The 23126-nt window shown below is 71.5% G+C and carries 18 protein-coding genes and 1 tRNA gene; 13 read left to right on the forward strand and 6 right to left on the reverse strand.

All coding sequences use genetic code 11. The features are described 5' to 3' along the window. Positions 1 to 264: 264 nt before the first annotated feature. Positions 265 to 2844 (reverse strand): ABC transporter permease, encoded by a 2580-nt coding sequence (locus tag IPT68_RS15115; RefSeq protein ID WP_189700424.1) that lies wholly within the window; start codon positions 2842 to 2844, stop codon positions 265 to 267. Beyond that, a complete protein-coding gene (locus tag IPT68_RS15120; protein ID WP_189700425.1) occupies positions 2841 to 3629 on the reverse strand; it encodes an ABC transporter ATP-binding protein in 789 nt (262 codons plus the stop codon). Before IPT68_RS15120 ends, IPT68_RS15115 begins: the two co-directional genes overlap by 4 nt. 493 nt (positions 3630 to 4122) lie before the next feature. On the opposite strand from IPT68_RS15120, the gene IPT68_RS15125 reads away from it, so the two are divergent. The 3 genes from IPT68_RS15125 to IPT68_RS15135 all read left to right on the forward strand — a co-directional run bounded on the left by IPT68_RS15125 (position 4123) and on the right by IPT68_RS15135 (position 7996). Continuing rightward, positions 4123 to 5616, forward strand: coding sequence for an MFS transporter (locus IPT68_RS15125; RefSeq protein ID WP_189700426.1), 1494 nt, complete (start codon positions 4123 to 4125; stop codon positions 5614 to 5616). Positions 5617 to 5825: 209 nt separating this feature from the next. After that, the gene (locus IPT68_RS15130; RefSeq protein ID WP_189700427.1) at positions 5826 to 6389 is read left to right on the forward strand and encodes a DUF485 domain-containing protein; all 564 of its coding nucleotides are present in this window, start codon (positions 5826 to 5828) and stop codon (positions 6387 to 6389) included. Positions 6390 to 6415: 26 nt separating this feature from the next. Then, entirely contained in the window at positions 6416 to 7996 is a 1581-nt protein-coding gene (locus IPT68_RS15135; protein ID WP_189700492.1) for a sodium/solute symporter, read from the forward strand. Positions 7997 to 8426: 430 nt separating this feature from the next. Here the strand turns inward: IPT68_RS15135 and IPT68_RS15140 are convergent, their stop codons facing one another. The 3 genes from IPT68_RS15140 to IPT68_RS15150 all read right to left on the reverse strand — a co-directional run bounded on the left by IPT68_RS15140 (position 8427) and on the right by IPT68_RS15150 (position 13344). Next, positions 8427 to 9317, reverse strand: coding sequence for a cellulose-binding protein (locus tag IPT68_RS15140; protein WP_189700428.1), 891 nt, complete (start codon positions 9315 to 9317; stop codon positions 8427 to 8429). A gap of 231 nt (positions 9318 to 9548) precedes the next feature. Then, positions 9549 to 12308, reverse strand: coding sequence for an SUKH-4 family immunity protein (locus IPT68_RS15145; RefSeq protein ID WP_189700429.1), 2760 nt, complete (start codon positions 12306 to 12308; stop codon positions 9549 to 9551). 7 nt (positions 12309 to 12315) lie between these two features. Continuing rightward, positions 12316 to 13344: an SMI1/KNR4 family protein gene (locus IPT68_RS15150; RefSeq protein ID WP_189700430.1), complete on the reverse strand. Its 1029-nt coding sequence runs from the start codon at positions 13342 to 13344 to the stop codon at positions 12316 to 12318. Positions 13345 to 13666: 322 nt separating this feature from the next. Here IPT68_RS15150 and IPT68_RS15155 point away from each other — a divergent pair, with 322 nt between their 5' ends. Both IPT68_RS15155 and IPT68_RS15160 read left to right on the forward strand, forming a co-directional pair. Beyond that, the gene (locus IPT68_RS15155; RefSeq protein WP_189700431.1) at positions 13667 to 14182 is read left to right on the forward strand and encodes a YwqJ-related putative deaminase; all 516 of its coding nucleotides are present in this window, start codon (positions 13667 to 13669) and stop codon (positions 14180 to 14182) included. A gap of 137 nt (positions 14183 to 14319) precedes the next feature. Next, a complete protein-coding gene (locus IPT68_RS15160) occupies positions 14320 to 14814 on the forward strand; it encodes an SUKH-3 domain-containing protein (protein ID WP_189700432.1) in 495 nt (164 codons plus the stop codon). 107 nt (positions 14815 to 14921) lie between these two features. On the opposite strand, the gene IPT68_RS15165 is transcribed toward IPT68_RS15160, so the two are convergent. Further along, entirely contained in the window at positions 14922 to 16247 is a 1326-nt protein-coding gene (locus IPT68_RS15165; protein WP_189700433.1) for a sensor histidine kinase, read from the reverse strand. A 166-nt stretch (positions 16248 to 16413) separates the two neighbouring features. On the opposite strand from IPT68_RS15165, the gene IPT68_RS15170 reads away from it, so the two are divergent. From IPT68_RS15170 to IPT68_RS15205, 8 genes are all read left to right on the forward strand, one after another. Continuing rightward, positions 16414 to 17289: a hypothetical protein gene (locus IPT68_RS15170; RefSeq protein ID WP_189700434.1), complete on the forward strand. Its 876-nt coding sequence runs from the start codon at positions 16414 to 16416 to the stop codon at positions 17287 to 17289. A gap of 6 nt (positions 17290 to 17295) precedes the next feature. Continuing rightward, positions 17296 to 17366: transfer RNA gene (locus IPT68_RS15175), tRNA-Gln, on the forward strand. A 115-nt stretch (positions 17367 to 17481) separates the two neighbouring features. Beyond that, positions 17482 to 18930 (forward strand): bifunctional UDP-N-acetylglucosamine diphosphorylase/glucosamine-1-phosphate N-acetyltransferase GlmU, encoded by a 1449-nt coding sequence (glmU, locus tag IPT68_RS15180; protein ID WP_189700435.1) that lies wholly within the window; start codon positions 17482 to 17484, stop codon positions 18928 to 18930. A gap of 134 nt (positions 18931 to 19064) precedes the next feature. Next, the gene (locus tag IPT68_RS15185; protein WP_189700436.1) at positions 19065 to 20045 is read left to right on the forward strand and encodes a ribose-phosphate diphosphokinase; all 981 of its coding nucleotides are present in this window, start codon (positions 19065 to 19067) and stop codon (positions 20043 to 20045) included. A gap of 387 nt (positions 20046 to 20432) precedes the next feature. Continuing rightward, complete coding sequence (locus IPT68_RS15190) at positions 20433 to 21041, forward strand: 50S ribosomal protein L25/general stress protein Ctc (protein WP_189700437.1); 609 nt, start codon at positions 20433 to 20435, stop codon at positions 21039 to 21041. 70 nt (positions 21042 to 21111) lie between these two features. Then, positions 21112 to 21714: an aminoacyl-tRNA hydrolase gene (pth, locus tag IPT68_RS15195; protein ID WP_189700438.1), complete on the forward strand. Its 603-nt coding sequence runs from the start codon at positions 21112 to 21114 to the stop codon at positions 21712 to 21714. A gap of 54 nt (positions 21715 to 21768) precedes the next feature. Beyond that, on the forward strand, positions 21769 to 22257 hold the full coding sequence (locus tag IPT68_RS15200) for a hypothetical protein (RefSeq protein ID WP_189700439.1): 489 nt from the start codon (positions 21769 to 21771) through the stop codon (positions 22255 to 22257). Between the two features lie 137 nt (positions 22258 to 22394). Further along, the gene (locus tag IPT68_RS15205; protein WP_189700440.1) at positions 22395 to 23081 is read left to right on the forward strand and encodes an LPXTG cell wall anchor domain-containing protein; all 687 of its coding nucleotides are present in this window, start codon (positions 22395 to 22397) and stop codon (positions 23079 to 23081) included. Positions 23082 to 23126: the final 45 nt, after the last annotated feature.

Here is a 23126-nt window from a genome sequence, read left to right on the forward strand (position 1 = left end):
GCCGGGCCGGCGGCCGAGGACCCGCCTGTCCGCCCACCCCTGGCCGCCCGCGTTCCAGCACGTCGAGAGGCGGTCCACCGGGAACTCGGCCGAACGCCGGCCATGGCGAGAGCCGGCGCGCGGAGCCGCCCTGCGCGACCCGGCACCGCAGAGTCGCCCTCGGCCTCCCCATGGACTCGGCCTCCCCATGGCAAGGCCCGGCGCCGGAGAGTCCTGCCGGACTCCTCGACGCCGGGCCCTCCCCCGCACCCCCGTGTGCGGTGGCTACTCGGTGGCGATGGCGTTGAGGACGTTCATGCGGCCGGCCCGGAAGGCCGGTATCAGGGCGGCGAACAGGCCCACGAAGGCCGAGCCGACGAACACCGCGCCGATGGTCGGCCACGGGATCTCCAGCACGTTCAGCCCTTCCAGGGCGAGCAGCTGCTGTGCCGTGGCACCCCAGCCCATGCCCAGCCCCAGGCCCAGCAGGGCACCGAAGAGGGCGATCACTACCGACTCCAGGCGGATCATCCGGCGCAGTTGCCGGCGCGAGAGTCCGATCGCCCGCATCAGGCCGATCTCCCGGGTCCGCTCGACCACCGACAGGGCGAGCGTGTTCACGACGCCCAGGATCGCGACGATGATCGCGAGAGCGAGCAGGCCGTAGATCATGTTCAGCAGCTGCCCGATCTGGTCCTTCAGGGCCTCCTTGTAGTCGGTCTGGTCCCGGACGCTGTACTGCGGGTAGTCGTCCAGCGCCGTCTTCAGCGCCGCGTACGCGGCCGCCTCCTCGCCGTCCTGCGCCGAGGCGAAGAGCAGCATGTCGAGCGGCATCCTCTCCGCGGGGACGTACGTGGCGAGGGTGTCGATCGACGTGTACATCGCCCCCTGGTCGATCACCGCCTCGCTGCTGGTGATCGCCCGGACCGTGAGCTGCGCCGTGGAGCCGTCCCGGAAGTCGACGGCGATCTTGGAGCCGAGCTCGATGCCGTGGTCCTTGGCGTACTCCTCGTGGACGGACATCGAGTCGGGCCGGTAGGCGTCGGCGAGGTCGCCCGCGACGGTCTCGACCCGCAGGTCCTGCGCGTACGTCGGGTCGGCGGCCGTGATGGCGGTGTCCTTCGACGTCTTGCCGTCAGGGGTCGTGAAGTCGGCCTTGGTCCACTTGTACTCGGTGACGCGGTCGACGCCGTCGGCGGCCTTCACGGCCTCGACGGCCTGGGGCGTGATCAGCTGCCCGGTGTCGGACTGCACGATGAAGTCCGTACCGACGCTCTTGTCGAGTTCCTCCGTCGCCGAGGCGACCATCGAGGAGCCGACCACCGACAGGCAGGCCACCAGCGCCAGCCCGATCATCAGCGCGGCTCCCGTGGCACCCGTGCGGCGCGGGTTGCGCAGCGCGTTGCGCTCGGCCATCCGGCCGACGGGGCCGAACATCCGCAGCACGATCGCGCCGAGCACCCGGACCACCGCGCCCGCCAGCAGCGGGCCGACGACGACGAAACCGATCAGCGACAGCACCACGCCCGCGCCCAGCCACAGCGCGCCGTCACCGGCCGTGTCGGCGGCCGTGGCGAGATACAGCGCGAGCCCGCCGGCGCCCGTCAGCAGCACGCCGGCCACGGCCCGGACGGCACCCGCCCTGGCGTCGGCGGGGGCGCCCGCGTCGCGCAGCGCGGCCATCGGGGAGACCTTGCCGGCGCGGCGGGCCGGGAGGTAGGCGGCCAGGACCGTGACGACGACGCCCAGCACGAGGCCGACCACCGGGGTGGTCCAGACGACCGTCAGGTCGTCCGTCGAAAGGTTCATGCCCATGGCGCCCATGAGCTTCATCAGACCCACGGCGAGCCCGACGCCCGCGCCGACGCCCAGCACGGAGCCGACGACGCCGAGCAGCAGCGCCTCGATCAGCACCGAGCGGTTGACCTGCCTGCGGCTCGATCCGATGGCCCGCATCAGGCCGATCTCGCGGGTGCGCTGGGCGACCAGCATGGAGAAGGTGTTGATGATCAAAAAGACGCCGACGAGGAAGGCGATTCCGGCGAAGCCGAGCATCGCGTACTTGATGACGCCCATGAACGCCTGGACGTCCTCGGCGTTGGCGTCGGCGACCTCCTTGGCCGTCTGCACCTTGTAGCCGCCGTCGAGCGCGGTGGTGACGTTCTTCTTCAGCTGGGCGTCGCTGACGCCGGGAGCGGCGGTGACGTTGACGTTGGTGTACACGCCGGTCTCGCCGACCAGGGTCCGCTGGGCGGTCTCCGTGTCGAGGTAGAAGATCGCGGCGCCGGGGTTGGTGACGGTGAAGTCGGCGATGCCGGAGACGTTCGCGCGGTGCGTGCCGACGGCGGTGATGATGCCGATCTCGTCGCCCAGCTCCAGGCCGTGCTTGTCGGCGGTGTCCGCGTCGACCATCACCTGGTCGGCACTCTTGGGCGCCGAACCGGAGCTGATCTTCATGGTGCGGGCTTCGTTGGAGTTCCAGTTGCCGACGATCGTCGGCCCGCCGCTGGTCGGCGAGAGGCTGTCCTTGTCCGCGTCGATGACGGTCACCGACGTCGAGAAGACGGTCCCCTCCGCCGACTTGACGCCGTCCGCCGTGCCGATCTCGTCGACGACGGAGGCCGGCATGACCGGCGGCTTGCCGTTGTCCGCGGTGGTCTCGCCGGTGTCCGAGGAGCCCTTGGCGCTGACCGTGACGTCCGAGGCGGTGGCCGCGAACAGCTTGTCGAAGGTGGTGTTCATCGTGTCGGTGAACACCAGGGTGCCGCACACGAAGGCGACCGACAGCAGCACGGCGACGGCCGACAGGGCCATCCGCCCCTTGTGTGCGAGGAAGTTGCGCATGGAGGTCTTCAGCACGGTCATGACGTACGCCCCCGGGCGTCGAAGTCCTTCATGCGGTCCAGGACGGTGTCGGCGGTCGGCCGGTACATCTCGTCGACGATCCGGCCGTCGGCGAGATACAGCACCCGGTCGGCGTACGAAGCGGCCACCGGGTCGTGCGTGACCATCACGATGGTCTGCCCCAGCTCGTCCACGGACTGGCGCAGGAAGCCGAGCACCTCGGCGCCCGCGCGCGAGTCGAGGTTCCCGGTCGGCTCGTCCCCGAAGATGATCTCCGGCCGCGCGGCCAGCGCCCGCGCCACGGCGACCCGCTGCTGCTGTCCGCCGGAGAGCTGCGTCGGCCGGTGCTTGAGCCGCCCGGCGAGCCCGACGGTGTCCACGACCCGGTCGAGCCACTCCTTGTCGGGCTTGCGGCCGGCGATGTCCATGGGCAGCGTGATGTTCTCCATCGCGTTCAGCGTCGGCAGCAGGTTGAACGCCTGGAAGATGAACCCGATCCGGTCCCGGCGCAACTGCGTCAGCTTCTTGTCCTTCAGACCGGTGATCTCCGTCTCGTCGAGGTAGATCTGTCCGCTCGTGACGGTGTCGAGCCCGGCCAGGCAGTGCATCAGGGTGGACTTGCCCGACCCCGACGGGCCCATGATGGCGGTGAACTGACCGCGGGCGATGTCCACGTCGACATGGTCGAGGGCGACGACGCGGGTCTCCCCGGCCCCGTACGCCTTGACGACCTGCCGCGCCCGCGCGGCGACGGCCGTACGCTCTCCAGTACCCCCGTGCCTGGGAATGGTTACAGCCGATGTCACCGTATGTCTCCTATGTCGGTCAGCAGTTGACTCGTCAGGACTCGTACCGTCTCGTACGGAGTCGTGTGCAGTGGTTCGTCGCGGTAGCGCGTCGCAGTGGTACGTCGCGGTGGTACGTCGATGAGTCTCGCGGCAGGAGGGGGTGCCGCTCGATGGTGCACGGCCCCCTCTTCTCCTGAGGAAAACCCCACCCCCGAGGGTGCGGAGTGCCGCCCCCGACGGTGCGGCGCACCGCCCTCGACAACCCTCCCGGCGACGCCCCCAGCGACGTAAAGCCAGGTTAAGGACGGCCTGAGCGCCCCTCGTCCTCCGCCGGGACGAACCCTCCCCGAGCCGCAGTACGGAGATCCCCCTAGGGGCAGTCCCCCTTCAGGCGGAGCCCGTCTCAGGGTCGGTCCCTCGCGCGGCCCACCCAGGTTGCACCCTCCCGTCGCGTGAGGGTCAAGTGGGAAGCTGTCGGACGGCAGATAGGTGCAAGGGGAAGGGATCTCGCGTGGGCAGCACCCAACCCGCCGTGCGCGGCACCGCACGAGGCGCCGCGACCGGCAAGCGGGGAGCGGTCGTGGCGGCGCTCATGCTCGCCATGGCGCTGGCGGCGCTCGACTCGACCGTCGTCTCCACGGCCGTCCCGCAGATCGTCGGCGACCTGGGCGGCTTCTCCGTCTTCTCCTGGCTCTTCTCCGGCTATCTGCTCGCCGTCACCGTCACCCTCCCCCTCTACGGCAAGCTCTCCGACACCTTCGGCCGCAAACCCGTCCTCATGGCGGGCGCGTCCGTGTTCCTCCTCGGCTCCCTGCTGTGCGCCCTGGCCTGGGACATGTGGGCGCTGATCGCCTTCCGCGTCGTGCAGGGCCTGGGCGGCGGCGCCCTGCAGGGCACGGTCCAGACGCTCGCCGCCGATCTGTACCCGCTGGAGGAACGCCCGAAGATCCAGGCCAGGCTGTCCACGGTGTGGGCGGTCTCGGCGGTCGCCGGGCCGGCGGTCGGCGGGGTGCTGGCCGCGTACGCCGACTGGCGCTGGATCTTCCTGGTCAACCTGCCGGTCGGCGGACTGGCCCTGTGGCTGATCGTGCGCCACCTGCACGAGCCGCGACGGGAAAAGGCCGCACGCGCGCGCGTGGACTGGTCGGGCGCGCTCACCGTGTTCGCCTGCGGCGGGGTCCTGCTGACCGCACTGGTGCAGGGCGGGGTGGCGTGGCCGTGGCTGTCGGCGCCGTCGATCGCCCTGCTGGGTACGGGACTCGCGCTCGTCGCGCTGCTCGTGGTGATCGAACGCCGGGCGGCCGAACCGATCATCCCGGGCTGGGTCTGGCGCCGCCGTACGATCGCCGCGGTCAACCTCGCGCTGGGCGCGCTGGGGCTGCTCATGGTCGCCCCGGCGGTCTTCCTGCCGACGTACGCCCAGTCCGTCCTCGGCCTCGGCCCGGTCGCCGCCGGATTCGTGCTCTCCGTGTGGACGCTGAGCTGGCCGGTCTCGGCGGCGTGCAGCCAGCACGTCTACCGCCGGATCGGCTTTCGCAACACGGCCGTGCTCGGCATCGGCGCGGCCACCCTGATCCTGCTGGCCTTCCCCCTGTTGCCGTACCCGGGCGCGGCCTGGCAGCCGACGCTGCTGATGCTCCTGCTGGGCGCCGCCCTGGGCCTCTTCCAGCTCCCCCTCGTCGTCGGCGTCCAGTCCACCGTCGGCTGGTCGGAACGCGGCACGGCCACGGCCTCCATCCTCTTCTGCCGCCAGATCGGCCAGACCGTCGGCGCGTCGGTCTTCGGCGCCGTCGCCAACGGCGTCCTCGCCGGCCGCCTCGGCAGCGCGGACCTCGACGCCGTCGCCCACGGCCTCGACACGGGCGCGGCGTCAGGGACGACCAGGCGGGCCGTCGCGGAGGCGGTCCACGCCGTCTACCTGGGCGCGGCCTGCGCGGCCGCCCTCGCCTTCCTGGTGCTGCTGGTGCTGGCGCCGCGCCGCTTCCCGGTCATCGACGACCACTGACGCGCCGAGCAGGCTGACGGGCCCTCAAAAGTCGGAGTTAACGCGGGTAACACCGCAGGTCATCGACAGGTCGCCGAAGTAAGCGCATACCGACCGCTCAGTTTGGCGAAAACCTCGCGCGCCCCAGGCCCGCCGAGTAGCGTGCGTGGCCCGCCCCCCACCTCCCTGCGGTCCGCCGCCACGGACCCGAGCCACGCAAGGAGCACGGGATGTCCCACGACCCGTTCCCGCCGTACCGACGACATCCGTCCGGCCCACCGCCGTACGACCCCTACTTCGCGTCGCCCTCCCCCGACGTCCCGCCCGCTTCCCGGCCACCGTCCAGCCCCTACTTCCCGCCGTCCGACCCCTTCTTCGCGCCGCCCTCCCCCGGTGCCCCCTCGGCGTCGGCGACGTACCCCACCTACCCCTGGCAGCCGGAGGCGCAGCCCGGGCACGCCCCGCGGCGTACACCGGTCCACGCACCGCTCGGGCACCACAGCGACCTGCGCGTCCTGCGCAGCGCCTACCGCTGGCAGCGGCGCGTGGCGACGCTCACCGCGCTCGGGTACTTCACGCTGTTCCTGGTGCTGTCGGCGTTCACGCCGGGATTGATGACGGCCGAGGCGGCCGGTGGACTGCCGGCCGGACTGCTGCTCGCGCTGGCGCAACTGCCGGTCACCTGGATGGCGATAGTGCTGTACGAGCACACCGCGCGCGTGCGGGTCGATCCGCTCGCCGCCCAGATCCGCCGGCATGCCGCGCTGGACGCCAAGCGGGGGGCCGCGCGGTGACCGGGTTCGACGAGTCGGCCGAGACGATGTCGCTGGTCGCGTTCACCGTCGTCGCCACGATCACGCTGCTGCTGTGCGTGATGACCGGCCCGGACCGCGACGACCTCGACGAGTTCTACACCGGCTACAGCTCCCTGTCCCCGATGCGCAACGGCCTGGCGATCGCGGGCGACTACATCTCCGCGGCGACCGTGCTGGGCACGGGCGGGGTGATCGCGCTGTACGGCCACGACGGGATCGTGCTGGCGCTCAGCACGGCGCTGTCACTGATGCTGCTGATGTTCCTGCTGGCGGAACCCCTGCGCAACGCGGGCCGTTTCACGATGGGAGACGCCTTCGCACGCCGTATGCCGGGGCGGTGTGTGCGGGTGACCGCGTGCGTGGTGACGCTGGCCGCGCTGCTGCCGCTGATGCTGGTCCAGCTCGCGGGCACCGGACAGCTGATGGCGTTCCTGCTGGGAATCTCCGGGACGGCGGTGGAGACGGGCTGCATCGTCGGACTGGGCGCCCTGATGATCAGTTACGCCGCGATCGGGGGGATGAAGGGGACCGCACTCATCCAGATCCTGAAGATGGTCATGCTGCTCGGATCGGGCGCGGTCGTCGCCCTGCTCGTGCTGAGCAAGTTCGACTGGGATCCCGTCGCGCTGTTCAACACAGCAGCGGAGCACAGCGGGGTGGGGGCCGCGTACCTCAACTCCGGGTTGCAGTTCGAGGGCGGGCCGTTCCCTCGGCTCGACATGATCACCGCCGAGTTGTGCGTGGTGCTCGGCGCCGCCTGCCTGCCGCACGTCACCATGCGCATGTACACCGCGTCCAGCGCCCGCCAGGTGCGCCGGTCGATGTCCTGGGCGGTGTCCAGCGTGGCCGTCTTCGTGCTGATCATCACGGTCGTCGGCATCGGTGCGACCGCGCTGATCGGCCGCGAGGCCATCGCCGGCGCGGACCCGCAGGGCAACTCCGCCTACCTGCTCGGCTCCCAGGCGGCACTCGGGCCGGAGATCACGACCGGCGAGACGTTCCTGTTCACGGCGGTCACGACGGCGGTCTTCCTGACGGTCCTCGCCTCGGTCGGGGGCATGATCCTCGCCTGCGCCAACTCCCTCGCCCACGACGTCTTCGCCGGCCGCGTCCAGGATCTGTCCGCCCGCCGCGAGATGACGCTGGCCCGCCTTTCCGCCGTCGTGGTCGGCATCCCGACGATCCTGCTGGCCACGATGGTCCAGCACCGGAGCCTGCAACCCCTGGTGACCCTGTCCTTCTGCCTCGGCGCCTCGGCCGTCGCGCCCGCCCTGGTCTACGGCCTGTTCTGGCGCCGCTACACCCGAACGGGCCTGCTGAGCACCCTCATCGGCGGCTCCCTCGCGGTCCTGATCCTGATGCCGGGCACCAACCTGGTCTCCGGTTCACCCGTCTCCGCCTACCCCGAGGCCGACTTCACGTACTTCCCGTTCACGACGACGGGCCTGGTGTCCATCCCCATGGGCTTCGCCTGCGGATGGCTGGGGACGATGGTGTCCGGCCGACGCAAGGCGGAGGAACAGCGGCGCCAGTACGAGGCCGTGGAGGGGTGGATCCTGGCGGGGGCGGTGCGGAGGAAGGAGTGAGGCGGACGCGGGTGAGGCCGGGGCTGGGCCCCGGCGGGCCGGGTCGGAGCGGGGCGACCCGGCGCGGGCTGGGGCGGAGGTCGGATGCGGACCGGCCCGAGCCCGTTTCCCGGCCGGCGGGCGGCAGGGGACCTCGCGCGGGTGACCGCGGGAGCCGGGGCGCCGCGGCCTCCGTCGGCACTTGGACGACCGGGCGCCGACACCCGACACCCGACGCCCGGACAATCGTTCGTGGACCCTGCCGGCCGGCCGCAGGACAACGGCACCCGCCGGGCACCGCCGGTTTCACGAGGCACCTACCGGGCACCGCCGGTTTCACGAAGCACCTCGGGGTCCGCCAGGCGCCGTCGAGGCCGGGAGGCACCTACGGGGTTCACCGTGCGCCGTCGGCTTCACCAGGCTCCTCGGGTCCCGTCAGGCGCCGTGGGTTCTACTCCGCCGGTGCCCGCCCGCCCGTCAGGGCCGCCAGGCTGCTGCGTACGTGGTCCATGTGCGCCTGTACGTCCTGCCGGCGCTCGCCGTGCTCGCGCAGCACCCGTTCCGTCTCGCGCGCGATGTGCTCCGCCCGCTTCCGTGCCTCCGCCAGCACCTCGGCGGCACGCGCACGCGCCTGCTCCTGCAGGCCTCCGACGGACTGCTCGACGTCCGCGAGGTCCCGCTGCGCCTCGGCCAGCGCTGCCTCCGCGCGCGCCGCACGTTCGGCGATCAGCGCCTCCAGGGCGGCCGCGCCCTCCACGGCCTCGCGTTCCGCCGCGGCCCAGCGCTCGGCGTGCTCCTTCTCCAGGTCGGCCAGCATGGCGGCGGTGCGCTGCCGTACCTCGCGCAGGGCGGAAAGCACCTCCGCGCGGCCCTCCTTCACCTCGCGCCGGGCAGTGACGCGGATCTCGTCCGCCTCGGCGCGCGCCGCGAGCAGCCGGTGACGGGCGCGTTCGTCGGCCTCCGACAGGAGCGCGTCCGCCTCCTCCTGCGCCTTCCGGCGCACGCTGTCGGCGTACGCCTCGGCCTGCGAGAGCCCCTGGTGCGCCTCGCGCCGCGCGCGCTCCCGTACCGCCGCGGCTTCCTCCCGCGCCAACTGGAAGAGGCGCCCCGCGCCCTCCCCGAGCGCCTCGTACGTCTGCGGCGGAAGGTCGGCCACCACCTCCCGCAGTTCCTCGACCTCCTCCTCCATCTCCCTGGCGAGGACGGTGAGGCGGGCGGCTCGTTCCCAGGCGGCGTCACGGTCCTCGGACAACGCCTCGGCATACGCATCGACCTGTTCGGGGCGGTAACCGCGCCCCCGGACTGTCACGAAGCCATGCGACGACACGGATGCGCTGCTCATGCCGGAACCCCTCGAGCGACGTCGATTTAGCGCATAGTTTGATGTATCGCGCAGAAATGGTCATAAACCGACACTCCGCATGCGCATTCGGGACTTCCGGACAGCAGAGGGGCCGGGCCCGGCCAACCGACCGAACCCGACCCCTCCCGCCGCCAATGCCGGCGCGTCAGAGCGACAGCACGTCAGACCGACACCGCATCAGACCGACACCGCGTCATCACGACGTACGGGTCACAGCAGTCCGTCCCACATCTGCTCCAGCAGCACCGACCACCAGCTCTCCGGAGAACCCAGCGCCGCCGGGTCGAGCGAGGCCAATTGCGCCTGGAAGTCGACGGTCCAGCGGCCCGCCTGCTCCTGGTTCAGGCCGAACCGCAGACGCCACATCCGGCCCAGCAGCGCCAGGCAGCGCACGAACTCCGGCAGCCCGGTGTTCACGAACTGCGGCGGCACCGGCGCACCACCCGGCCCGGCCTCCACCGGGACGGCCACGATGTGCGCCGTGCCGTACTGCACACAGATCGCCTTGCCGAAGTCGCTGCCCATGACGAGGTACGACCCCGCGTCCGACGCCGGCTGCACCCCCCGCTCCTGCGCCAGCTCGGCAAGCGTCGGCACCGGCCGCCCCGGCTGGGCCTGCGCCCAGAAGAACGGCCCCATGTCCAGCGGCAGTCCGGCCACCACCAGGGTGTGCGCCACGACCGGCGGCACGCCCTGCCGGGACACCGCCGCCTGCTCGAACCGGAACACGCCCGGCCCGAACGCCCCCGCCAGCTCCTGCGCCACACCCTCCGGCGGAAGCGGCGGCGCCGGCTGCACCGGAGGCAATGGCGCCCGCACCGGCGCGGGCCGCGCGGGACCGTCCGCCACCTGATGCAACTCGCCCTGATGAACGAGCAGTTGCCCCATCCCCTGCTGGCGGCTCGCGTGGTCCGTGCCGTACGGCGCGATGCTCGTGATCCGCGCCTGCGGCCACTGCTCGCGGATCATCCGCGCGCAGTAGGCCCCCGGCAGCTCGCACGACTCCAACTCGGTGTGCAGCTCCAGCACCTGGTCCGGCGGCACGTTCATGGCCCGCAGCTCATGGAAGATCTGCCACTCCGGGTGCGGCGTTCCCGGCGCCGAACGCCGGATCAGCTGCTGCTCGGAGCCGTCCTGCGCACGGTAGCGCAGTACGGCCTGGTAGCCCGGGCCGACGGTCGGCTGAACCTGCTGCGGGTAGCCGTACGCCGGGGGCTGACCGGGAACCGGCTGCCCCGGCACCGACTGCGGGCCGGGCGCCAAAGGACCGGGATGCGGCTGGACGGCGCCCGGCGCGTGAGGCATCGGGTGCGGCACGCCCGGAGGCGTACCGGGGGCACCCGGAGCGCCGGGAGCCTGCGGCGGCGGAGGCGTCCCGGGGGCGCCCACGGGCGGCCCGGCCAGCATCGTCTCCGCGTGGTGTACGGCGCCATGCGCGCCCCCTGCGGAGCCCTGGGCACCCGGCGCGCCCGGTGGCTGCGGTGCGCGCCGGCCCGGCCCCGTCTGCCCAGGGTCGGCCAACATCGTGGCGGCATGGTGGACGCCGCCGGGAGGCGTACCCGGCCCGCCGGGAGTCCCCGGCGGGGTTGGAGGCCCGGGCGGAGTCGGGGCACCCGGCGCCTGCGGCACGCCCGGACCGCCCTCGGGCCCCCCGGGACCGTCGGGCCCGAGGGCCGACACGAGCTGCGTGGGCACGTAAGCCCCCGCCGACGCACCCTGCGATCCCGGCGCACCCGGCGTGCCGGGCGGCGGAGGCGTGCTCCCCGGGCGCGCACCCGGCGTGCCCGGAGCGCCCGGTGGCGGGGGCGGCGTCGCGTCCCCACCGTGCGCACGACGCGGCGGAGGCGCCGCCTTGCTCGTAGCGGCGTCGGCGATGTCCCCGGCGTTCGGAGCGAGCGGCCGCCCCGGACCAGCCGGCGGCTGGGGCGCGGCAGGCGGCTGGGGCACGGCCGAGGGCTGCGGCACACCAGGCGCACCAGGCGCACCAGGCACACCCGGCGGCGGCGTACCCGGCCCCGGCGGAGGCGTCGCCATACCCGCACCAGACGGAGGCGTCGCCGCACCCGCCGGAGGCGTCGGCGTCCCCGGAGCCGCCTCGCCGCCCGGACCACCCACCCCCTGCGGATAGCCGTACGTCGGCGCGAGCGGCGCCTGCGCAGGCGTGCCGCCCGTCGACGCGCCTCCCGGCACGGCACCCGCGCCCGGCGCACCGGCCTGGTCGACCACCGGCGCGATCGCCGTGGGCGGCAGCCGGCTGCCCCCCGACATCAACGCCGTCTGCGCCTCGGGAGGCGCCACCCGCGACTCCTCCTCGTCGGCCTCGCTCAACGGCGGGGCGAACACCGTCGCGGGCAGGGGCACGGAACGGTCCTCACCCGCGTCCGCGTTGGTGTCCGTCCCGGCCCACGGAGTCGCCCCCGCGGGCGCACCCGGTGCCCCGGACGCGCCGGACCCGCCACCGACACCACTCCCGGCAGCAGCAGGCCAATCACCCGAACCACCGACACCAGCACCAGAAGCAGAGTCAGAGCCAGAAGCAGCAACAGCCCCGGTACCGCCACCCCCGGCCGCCGACCCCCCACCACGCCGGTCCGAAATCCCCAACCTGTCGGCCGCTTCCTGCAACCACTCCGGCGGACTCAGCAAGAACGACGTCTGGTTCAGATCCACCCGCTCCGCGGGCGCGGACACCTGCTCGGGAACCGCCTCCGGACGCCCGTACTCCTCCTCGTACCGTCGAACGACCTCCCCCACCGGCAGCGACGGCCACAACGTGGCCTCCCCGCTGTCCCGTGCGATCACCAGCCGCTGCGCGCCGCCGTCCGAACGCGGCCCGTCCGCGCGGTCCTCGGCCCACACGACGAACCCGAGCTCGAACTCCCGCACCCGCACCTCACGGTGCTGGTACGACGGCACATCCCCGTTGATCCACTCTTCCGCGCGCTCCTGCGCCTGCGCGAACGTCACCATCGTCAGCTCACTCCCCCGCGGACACCGAGGACGAGACGTCGACCGCCCGCGCGAAACCGCCGTCCACCATCAGGTTCGCCACCGTCTCCAGCTCGGGCGGCGACCCCGCCAACCGCGACAGGAAGACGTCGAAGTCCTCCCCGCACGGCAGCAGCAGTCGCTCCACCCGCTCCGCCGGCGCCCACGACGGATCGACGTCCCGCACGTCGTCGTAGGCGCAGAACCACACCGAACCGATCCGCTCACCCTTCACCTTCACCGCCACCAGACCGCCCTGCACGAAGGCGACTCCCAGGTAGTCCTTGGTGAGATGGTCACGCAGGCACTTGTTCACGTACACCAGGTCGTTGACCGCCGCCTCGTCGCGCACCGTGAAGAACGGCTGGTCGATGAGCAGCCCCAACTCCGCGTCCAGCGCGGTCCCGACAGGCGCACAGCCACCGGCCGCCTTCAGGAACGAGCGGTACGCACCCGGCAGCCGGTACCCGAGGTCCTCCTCGACCCCCTGCACCTGCGCCTCCGTCACCGCCAGCCCCGACTTCGGCAACCCGACATGCGCCGGCCGCGTCTCCTGCAGCGGCCTCGTCCCCCGCTTCGCCTGGTCCACCGCGGCCGTGGCGATCCCACCGTGGTGCCGCAGCAAGGCCTTGACCTCGACCGGCACCAACTCCAGCCGCCGCGTGCCCGCCACGTGGTGCCACGTCCACCCGTGCGGGGTGGCCACCGGCGCCACCGTGTCCCACAGCTCGTGCCCGGACGCCGACAGCGCCGCGTTCGCCGACACGTAGTCCGTCAGCCGCAACTCGTCGACACCGAAACCCGCCGGCGGTTCGGCGATGTCGGCGGCCGCACGCGCGTAGGGCGAGAAGTCGGGGTAGCCGCGCTCGTCGACCCGTACCCCTCTTGGGTGACGGGCCGCCCGGACCGGATCCGGGAAGTGCACGACCTGCCCGGCGTAGGCCGCGTTCGGCGGCGCGGCTTGTCCCCCGGCCTGGCGGCCGGGAGGTGCCCCCAGCCCGAGCCGACCTGTCGTCATGGCGGTTGCCCCCTGCGGCACTCTGGTACGGCCCGTAGCGAACTCCGGTAACCCCTTGGCCCGCTACGCCCCGTATCGACTGTCTCCAACGCGTTGACCGCGCCTCATGGTGCCGACAGCCTATGCGGTACGACGAAACCGGTCACCGGCACACGTCACAGCACCGGAAACACCCGCTCCGCCCACGGTGACCAGCCGTCACCTCACCGTGACGGCCTGCCCGGTCCCGGGCGTGTCGCGGCGCCCCAGCTTCCACACCGGCCACGGCATTTGGCACTCTGTGTCGTCCAGGGGGGGGATGCACGGGAGGGGAAATACGATCATGAACGCGACGCAAACAGGACCACACCCCGGTACGTCCGGCGACCCGCGTGTCGGCTGGAGCGCCACCGAGACCCGCCCCGCGCCCACCCTCCGCCACCGCCGCGACGGCATACTGCCGACGGTCGCCGCCGCCCTCTCCGTCCGCGGCGCCACCCTCACCGGCACCGCCGCCCGCGGCGACCAGCCTCCGGCGCTGCACCACCTCGTCCAGGACTTCCTCGACACCCTCACCAGCGCACAACGCGACCGCTTCACCGGCCGCTGCGCCGAAGCCATCCTCATCTCCCGGCACATCGCAGCCGCCGACGCCGCCCGCAGCAAACGCGCGGCCCGCAAGCCCATGACCAACGGCGAGGCGCGCAAGGCCCTCAAGCAGGCCAAACTCACCACCCGCCGCATCCGCGAGGACGGTGACCCCCTGCACGGCAGCTTCGCCGCCCCGTGCCGCGCCTGCACCGCCCTCAGCGCGCACTTCGGCGTCCGCGTCGTCGACCCCGCGACAGCCGAGGACTGACCGCCACAGGAAAACTCCACGACGCGAACAACCCCCGCGGCGCGAACACACGACACACACGACAAACGCGAACACACGACAGACGCGAGACGTACCTCTGCACGGGTACGCACACACGCACGACGAACGAAGGGCAGATGCACACCGACCGCACCTCGACCACCCGCTTCGCCGTCCCCGTCGACGCCGCCCTGCGCGCCGCCGGCTGGCAGCCCGGACGCTGGGACATCAAACAGGCCGAGATCTGGGCCGACGCCCTGCGCGACCACATCTCACCCGCCGGCCACCGGCACGCCGTCTTCCCCGCCGCGGTCGAGGCGTGGGCCGAGTTCGGCGGCCTGCACATCACCCCGGCCGGCCCCGGCCGCCAGATCGCCCCCGCGAGCCTCCACATCGACCCGCTGCACGGCCTCCACATGGCCCGCACCCTCGGCGACCTCGGCCGCGCCCTCGACACCGAGGTCAGCCCCCTCGGCGTCGAACCCGACACCCAGGCACTCCTCGCCATCGACAGCGAAGGCCGCGTGTACGCCCTCGACCACACCGGCGACTGGTACCTCGGCCCCGACATCGACAGGGCCCTCGCCGGCCTGGTCTCCGGCAGGGAACCAGTACGCCTGACCGCCGGCTGACCCACCGCCCCTCGACCACCGCCCCCGGCCGTACACCGGCCAAGGGCACCGGACACACCCGGCAGCCGAACCCCGCACAAGTCACCGACCGCACCCACCGACCGGGCCTACGACGCCGGAATCACCGCCGACACCCGAAAACCCCCCGCGTCCGTCGGCCCGGACACGAACACCCCGCCCAGCCCGACGACCCGCTCCCGCATCCCGACCAGCCCGTTGCCCCCCGAAGGCAACCGGGCCGACGACGCGAAGGACACCTCCGGCGGCGGCTCGTTCTCCACCTGCATCGCGATCTCCGACAGCCGATGCGCCAACCGCACATGCGTCTTCGCCCCCGCCGCATGCTTGTGGACGTTGGTCAGCGCCTCCTGCACCACGCGGTACGCCGTCTGCTCCACCGCCGGCGCGTACGCCCGCGCCTCCCCCTCGACCGACAACTGGACCACCATCCCCGCGGCGGCCGACTGCCCGATCAACTCGTCCAGCTCGGACAGGCACGGCCCCTCCACCGCGCCCTCCTCGTCCACAACCGCCCGCGAAGCCGCCGCCGCCGCGGCCGCCCCCACCGCCGCCAACGGCACCGACGCCTGCTCACCCCGCCCCGCGCGATCGTCGTCCCCGCTGCGCAGCACCCCCAGCATCTCCCGCAACTCGGTCAACGCCTGCCGCCCCATGTCCCCGACCAGCGCCGCGTTCCGCACGGCCTTCTCGGGATCCTTGCGCGCCACGGCCTGCAACGCCGCGGCGTGCACCACCATCAGGCTCACCCGGTGCGCGACGACGTCGTGCATCTCCCGCGCGATCCGCGTCCGCTCCTCGTTACGGGCCCACTCGGCCCGCTCCTCCGCACGCTCCGCGAGCAACTGGAGCTCCCGCTCCAGGCTGTCCGCCCGCTCCCGAAGGCTCTCCATCAGTCGGCGCCGAGCACCCACATACAGCCCGAGCAGCAACGGAGGCGCGGTCACGCCGAGCGAAGCGGTGATGGAGATGAACGGGACGAACCACTCCCCGACGCCGACCTCCCCGCGCGTCATGTCCTGCTGCGCCCGTACGAACGTCACCACCAGCGTGCCCACCAGCGACATCCCCGCCAGCGCCGCGATGATCCGGCGCGGCAGCTCCGAGGCGGCGAGGGTGTACAGGCCGACGACGGTCAGCAGGAAACCCATCTGCGCCGGGGAGATCGCGATCGACACCAGGACGACGGCGATCGGCCACATCCGGCGCAACAGCAGCGTCGAACCGGCGAGGACACCGAAGACCACCCCCACCGCCACCGGAAGCCCGGCGTCCCGCGCGAACGGCACCCCCTCGACGCCGCACTCGATCGCGGACAGCAGCGCGAGCGTCCCGTCGAGCACCGCACTGCGCCATCTGGCCCACCACCACGGCCCGGTCAGGGCCTCGGCGCGCTCTTCCCCCGTCGTGGTCATGCCTCCAGCCTACGGGCGGTGGCCTTCGCTTTTCCGGCGAGTTTCGACGACTTGGCCACACCACACTGCGTAGCCGAACAGCGACGAAACCGCCCGGAAACCCTCGAACTGCTGAACCACGGCCGTTCACCTCCGGAACCACTCATTCCGTCCGGACGGTATCCATATGGCACATTCACCTGGCAAGTACGCGGACTTCGAGGGGCTCCGGGAGCGGGCGGTGGCCCTGCGGCGGGCAGGACTCAGCCTCCGGCAGATCCGCGACGAGCTGAAGATCTACAACAACGACGTCCTCAACCAGCTGGTGAAGGGCGAACCTCCCCCGGCCTGGACGAAACGTCCCCGAGCGAAGGACGACCTGCGCGCCAAGGCACGCGAACTGCGCCTCCAGGGCTGGACCTACGACCGGATCGAGGCGGAGCTGGGGTGCTCGAGGAGTTCGATCTCACTGTGGGTGCGGGATCTGCCGAGGCCGGAGCGACCGAGGCGAACCCGCGCGGAGGCCTCGGCCATCGCGAAGCGCGGCTGGGAAGCCAAGATGCGCCTGCGCGAGGAGGAACGCCGGCGCACCAGGCAGCTGGCCATGGCGGAGATCGATCAATTGACCGACCGCGAACTCTTTCTGGTCGGCGTCGGGCTCTACTGGGCCGAGGGAGCGAAGAGCAAGCCGTACAGCCGACGAGAGCGCATCACCTTCGTGAACAGCGACCCGGACATGATCACGGTCTTCCTGGCCTGGTTGCGCTTGCTCCACGTGGACCCCGCGAACCTGGGATTCGCGGTGCACATCCACGAGACGGCCGACGTGACGGCCGCCGAGGCGTTCTGGGCGAGCCATGTGGGAATTGAGCCCACCGAACTCCTGAAGACGAGACTCAAGAAGCACAACCCCCGCACCAACCGAAAGAACACCGGGGGCGACTACCACGGGTGCCTCCGAGTGGACGTAAGGGACGGAGCCGACTTGTACCGTCGCATCGAAGGCTGGTGGTACGGCATAGTAGGGGCTGCCACCGCACCCGATCTGCGGAATCGGACATAGCGGCAATCCCGGGTCGTCTAAGGGCAAGACGTCAGATTTTGGTTCTGATCATGGGGGTTCGAGTCCTCCCCCGGGAGCACGGCACCCAATTCGGGCCCTGACAACTCTGTCAGGGCCCGCTCTCATCTGCCCCCACACCCACCCCGGTATCCTGCGGTTGTCCACACCCCGTCCACAGCCGAAGGGCATCCTGTGAGCGCCATTCGCCCGGCAGCCGTCGTCGTACTCGCAGCGGGTGAGGGCACCCGTATGAAGTCGGCCACACCCAAGGTCCTGCACGAGATCTGCGGCCGTTCCCTGGTGGGCCATGTGCTCGCCGCCGCCGATGAGTTGAAGCCGGAGCATCTCGTCGTGGTCGTCGGGCACGCCCGGGAGCAGGTCACCGCTCATCTCGCCGAGGTCGCCCCCGAGGTGCGCACCGCCGTCCAGGCGCAGCAGAACGGCACGGGTCACGCCGTGCGCATGGGCCTGGAGGAGCTGGGCGGCGGTGTCGACGGGACCGTGGTCGTGGTGTGCGGCGACACGCCCCTGCTGACCGGTGAGACGCTGCGCGACCTGGCCCGGACGCACTCGGAGGACGGCAACGCCGTGACCGTGCTGACCGCCGAGGTGCCGGACGCGACCGGGTACGGGCGGATCGTGCGGGACCCGGCCTCGGGTGCGGTGACGGCGATCGTCGAGCACAAGGACGCCAGTGAGGAGCAGCGCGCGATCCGGGAGATCAACTCGGGGGTGTTCGCGTTCGACGGGCGGCTGCTGGCGGAGGCTCTGGGGAAGGTCCGTACGGACAACAGTCAGGGCGAGGAGTATCTGACGGACGTGCTCGGGATTCTCCGTGCGGCCGGGCATCGTGTCGGTGCTTCGGTGGCCGGTGACCACCGTGAGATCGCCGGGATCAACAACCGTGTGCAGCTCGCCGAGGCGCGCCGGATCCTGAACGACCGGCTGCTGACCGAAGCGATGCTGGCGGGTGTGACCGTGGTCGACCCCGCTTCGACGTGGGTCGATGTGTCGGTGACGTTCGAGCAGGACGTCGTCGTGCATCCGAACACGCTGTTGCAGGGTTCGACGCATCTCGGCGGGGGGTCGGAGGTCGGTCCGAACTGCCGGCTGAGGGACACCCGGGTGGGTGCGGGTGCGCGGGTGGACAACACGGTGTCCGACGGGGCGGAGGTCGGGCCGGAGGCGACGGTGGGGCCGTACGCGTATCTGCGTCCGGGGACGCGTCTGGGGCGGAAGGGCAAGATCGGGACGTACGTCGAGACGAAGAACGCCTCGATCGGGGAGGGCACGAAGGTGCCGCACCTGTCGTATGTCGGTGACGCGACCATCGGTGACTACTCGAACATCGGTGCGGCGAGTGTCTTCGTGAACTACGACGGGGAGAAGAAGCACCACACGACCGTCGGGTCGCACTGCAAAACGGGTTCGGACAACATGTTTGTGGCGCCTGTCACGATCGGGGACGGCGCCTACACGGCCGCCGGGTCCGTGATCACGAAGGATGTGCCGCCCGGTTCGCTGGCCGTGGCCCGTGGTCAGCAGCGGAATATCGAGGGTTGGGTGGCTCGGAAGCGTCCGGGGAGCGCGGCCGCGAAGGCGGCCGAGGCGGCGTCCCGGGAGCCGGAAGGCGAAGGCTGACCGGAAACAGGTGCGTCTGGGACGGCGTACCGTGATAAGTGCACACCCGCACCCCACCAGCTGAGACGACGTCTTTCGGCCAGTTCGGACGTCGTGTCGACATCCAGCTGAGACACCTCTGAGGAGACAGTGCTGTGACCGGGATCAAGACGACCGGCGAGAAGAAGTTGATGTTCTTCTCCGGCCGCGCCCACCCCGAGCTTGCCGAGGAGGTCGCCCACCAGCTGGGTGTCGGGGTCGTCCCGACCAAGGCCTTCGACTTCGCGAACGGCGAGATCTATGTGCGGTATCAGGAGTCGGCGCGTGGTGCGGACTGCTTCCTGATCCAGAGCCACACGGCTCCGATCAACAAGTGGATCATGGAGCAGCTGATCATGATCGACGCTCTGAAGCGGGCGTCGGCGCGTTCCATCACGGTCATCGTGCCCTTCTACGGTTACGCGCGGCAGGACAAGAAGCACCGGGGTCGTGAACCGATTTCGGCGCGTCTGATCGCGGACATGATGAAGACGGCCGGTGCGGACCGGATCCTGACCGTGGACCTGCACACGGACCAGATCCAGGGCTTCTTCGACGGCCCGGTGGACCACCTGTTCGCGCTGCCGCTGCTGGCGGACTACGTGGGCAAGAAGGTGGACCGCGAGAAGCTGACGGTCGTCTCGCCGGACGCCGGCCGGGTGCGGGTCGCCGACCGCTGGTGCGACCGGCTGGGCGCGCCGCTGGCGATCGTGCACAAGCGGCGGGACAAGGACGTCGCGAACCAGGTGACGGTCCACGAGGTCGTGGGTGAGGTCAAGGGCCGGGTGTGTGTCCTGGTCGACGACATGATCGACACGGGTGGGACCATTTGTGCCGCCGCCGACGCGCTGTTCGCGCACGGGGCGGAGGACGTGATCGTGACGGCGACGCACGGTGTGCTGTCGGGTCCGGCGGCGGACCGGCTGAAGAACTCGCGGGTGAGCGAGTTCGTGTTCACGAACACGCTGCCGACGCCGGGTGAGCTGGCCGGGGACATGGACAAGATCACGGTGCTGTCGATCGCGCCGACGATCGCGCGCGCGGTGCGTGAGGTGTTCGAGGACGGTTCGGTGACGAGCCTGTTCGACGAGCAGTGAGCCGCTGGTGCCGCGGCAGGCAACGTTTGCCCGGCAAGGAGCGGCGTCCGGTGCGTGCTCTCGGCGTGCCGGCCGGAAGCCCTCGTACGGGATGTACTTGGGCTTCCGACCGGTGCGGCGAGAGGGCGTGCCGGGCGTCGCGACGGGGTGAACGTTGCCTGTCGCGGCACTAGCGCGCACGGTTGGTCGTCCGCGCCCGGAGGGCGCTCAAGGTCGATTTCTCCACGGCCTCCCCACCCGAGTATTCTGTTGCAGTTGCTCGGCGAGGGAGGCCGTGGTCCGTTCTGGGACGGGGTACGGCGGTCCGTTATCGACGCGCTCTTCGTAGCAGGCCGTTCGTGGCCGGGTGACCACGTCCGTTCCTGATGTTCACGAGGAGTGATCAACATGTCCGAGGTGAAGCTCACCGCCGAGACGCGCAAGGAGTTCGGCAAGGGTGCCGCCCGCCGTATCCGCCGCGACAACAAGGTTCCGGGTGTCCTGTACGGCCACGGTTCCGACCCGCTGCACCTGACCTTCCCGGGTCACGACCTGCTGCTGGCGCTGCGTACGCCGAACGTCCTGATCGCGCTGGACATCGACGGCGAGTCCAACGAGCTGGCGATCCCGAAGTCCGTGCAGCGTGACCCGCTGAAGGGCTTCCTGGAGCACGTCGACCTGCTGCTGGTCAAGCGGGGCGAGAAGGTCACCGTCGAGGTTCCGGTCGTCGCCGAGGGCGAGCTGGCGCCGGGCGGCAACCTGCTGGAGCACGTGCTGAACGCGCTGCCGGTCGAGGCCGAGGCCACCCACATCCCGGAGAACTTCACCGTGTCCGTGGAGGGTCTGGAGGCCGGTGCCTCGGTCCACGCCAAGGACGTGAAGCTGCCGAACGGCGTCACCCTGGCCGTGGAGGAGGACGCGGTGGTGCTCCAGGTGCTGGCCGCGCAGGCCGAGGAGGCCCCGGAGGGCGAGGCGGCCGGCGAGGCCGGTGCCGAAGAGGCTTCCGCCGAGGCCTGATCCTCACCTTTGTCGTTGACGTCAGCCGCTGTTCCCTGTGGGGGCAGCGGCTGGCGCGTATCAAGGAGACATGGACGTGACGACCGACGCGGGCGCCCCCTGGCTGATCGTGGGGCTGGGCAATCCCGGGCCCGAGTACGCGATGAACCGGCACAACGTGGGTTTCATGGTGGCCGATCTGCTCGCGGAGCGCATCGGGGGCAGGTTCAAGCGGGCGGGCAAGGCGCAGGCGCAGGTCGTCGAGGGCCGGATCGGTCCGCCGGGGCCGGCGAGCCGCCGGGTGGTCCTGGCGAAGCCGATGTCGTACATGAACCTCTCCGGCGGCCCGGTGAACGCGCTGCGTGACTTCTACAAGGTGCCGGTCGCGCAGATCGTCGCGATCCATGACGAGTTGGACATCGACTACGGCACGCTGCGCCTGAAGCTCGGTGGTGGGGACAACGGGCACAACGGGCTGAAGTCGATGACGAAGGCGATGGGCCGGGACTACCACCGGCTGCGGTTCGGGATCGGGCGGCCTCCGGGGCGTATGCAGGTCGCCGACTACGTGCTGAAGGACTTCGCGTCCGCGGAGCGCAAGGAGCTGGACTACTTCGTGGACCGGGCGGCGGACGCGGTGGAGTGTCTGCTGGCCGAGGGGCTGGAGCGGGCGCAGAGTTCGTACAACTCCTGACTTGTCCCCCACCTCGGTTGACTGGCCGTGCAGGCATGGCCAAGGATCGCGGCCATGCCTTCTGCCGTCGTCTCCAGACAGGGCGCGTCCACCGCGCTGCGGTTCGGGCGGCTCGCGGCGATGGGACTCGTCGCGGCGCTGATCCTCGTCGCGGGGGTGTGGGCGTCCTGGAGTTCCGCCCAGTACGTGATGCTCACCAAGGGGCGGGAGAGCGGGACGATCAGGGTGACCGGCTGCGGGGACGACACGTGCGCGGGTCCGTACACGCCGGTCTCCGCGGGGTCGCAGGCCCGTGCGCGGGTGGTGATCGAGAACTCCGCGGCGGTGCGTGAGGGGCAGACGTACACCGTTGTGGTGAAGCCGGGCGGCAGGGAGGTCGTCCGTTCGGGTCCTGCGGGGGTGCTCTACTCCTGGGTGCCGCTGGGCGGGGCGCTGCTGCTCGCGTCGGTGGTGATCGCGGGCGGGCTGCGGCGGACGCGGGCCGCGTGGGTCATGGCGGGGGCCGGGGTCGCCCTCGTCACGGCGGCGTTCGCGGCTCTCTGACGTCGTATCGTCGCTCCCCGCATCCGTGGAGAGCCTGTGCGTTGCCTGTTCGTGCTTGTTCCGTTGCCGGGACTGGCAGAATGATGGACCGCCCCCTCCACATCTTCCCCTTTCGTATCCCGAAGATGGACAACCTCATGCGAACCCTCACTCGCGCCGGCGCACTGTCCGCCGTCGCCGCGGCTGCCCTGCTGGTCTCCCCAGCCGCCGCACACGCCACCGCCCCCGGCGACAACGGCACCGTCAAGATCCACGACGCCACCACCGGCGAGGAGCTCCGCAAGAACGAGCCGCACGTCTGCACCTTCTACCTGGACGCCTTCGGTTTCGACGGCGGCCAGCAGGTGGACTGGCACATCGAGGCCTGGGCCCCGACCGCCGCGACCAAGGGCGAGACGGTGAAGTCCGGCGCCATCGCCCTGGACGGCGAAGGCCACGGCCGTACGGCGGACCTGTCGTTGCCCGACGGGCACTACAAGCTGTTCTGGAACTTCGACGGCGAGCACGGCTCGGCCAAGCACAAGGTGTTCTGGACGGACTGCGAGGACTCCGAGGAGGGCGAGGAGACCGGTACGACGCCGTCCGGCACGCCGTCGCAGACGGCCGGCGCCACCGAGGCTCCGGCCGCGTCCCCGGGCGCGTCGCAGGAGGGTGCCGCTCCCGCCGCGTCCTCGTCCCCGTCCGCGCAGGGCGGCAGCGGCGAGGGCGACCTCGCGGAGACCGGCAACGGCGCGCCCGTCGGCCTGCTGTCCGGCGCCGCCGCCGCGCTGCTCGCCACGGGCGGTTACCTGGTCTTCCGGCGTCGCAGGGCCGCCCAGGACTGACGGCCGCAGGGCAGGCAGCGGCTCGAACAACGGCGATGCCCCCGT

This window comes from Streptomyces chromofuscus (assembly GCF_015160875.1).
Classification (GTDB): Bacteria; Actinomycetota; Actinomycetes; order Streptomycetales; family Streptomycetaceae; genus Streptomyces; species Streptomyces chromofuscus.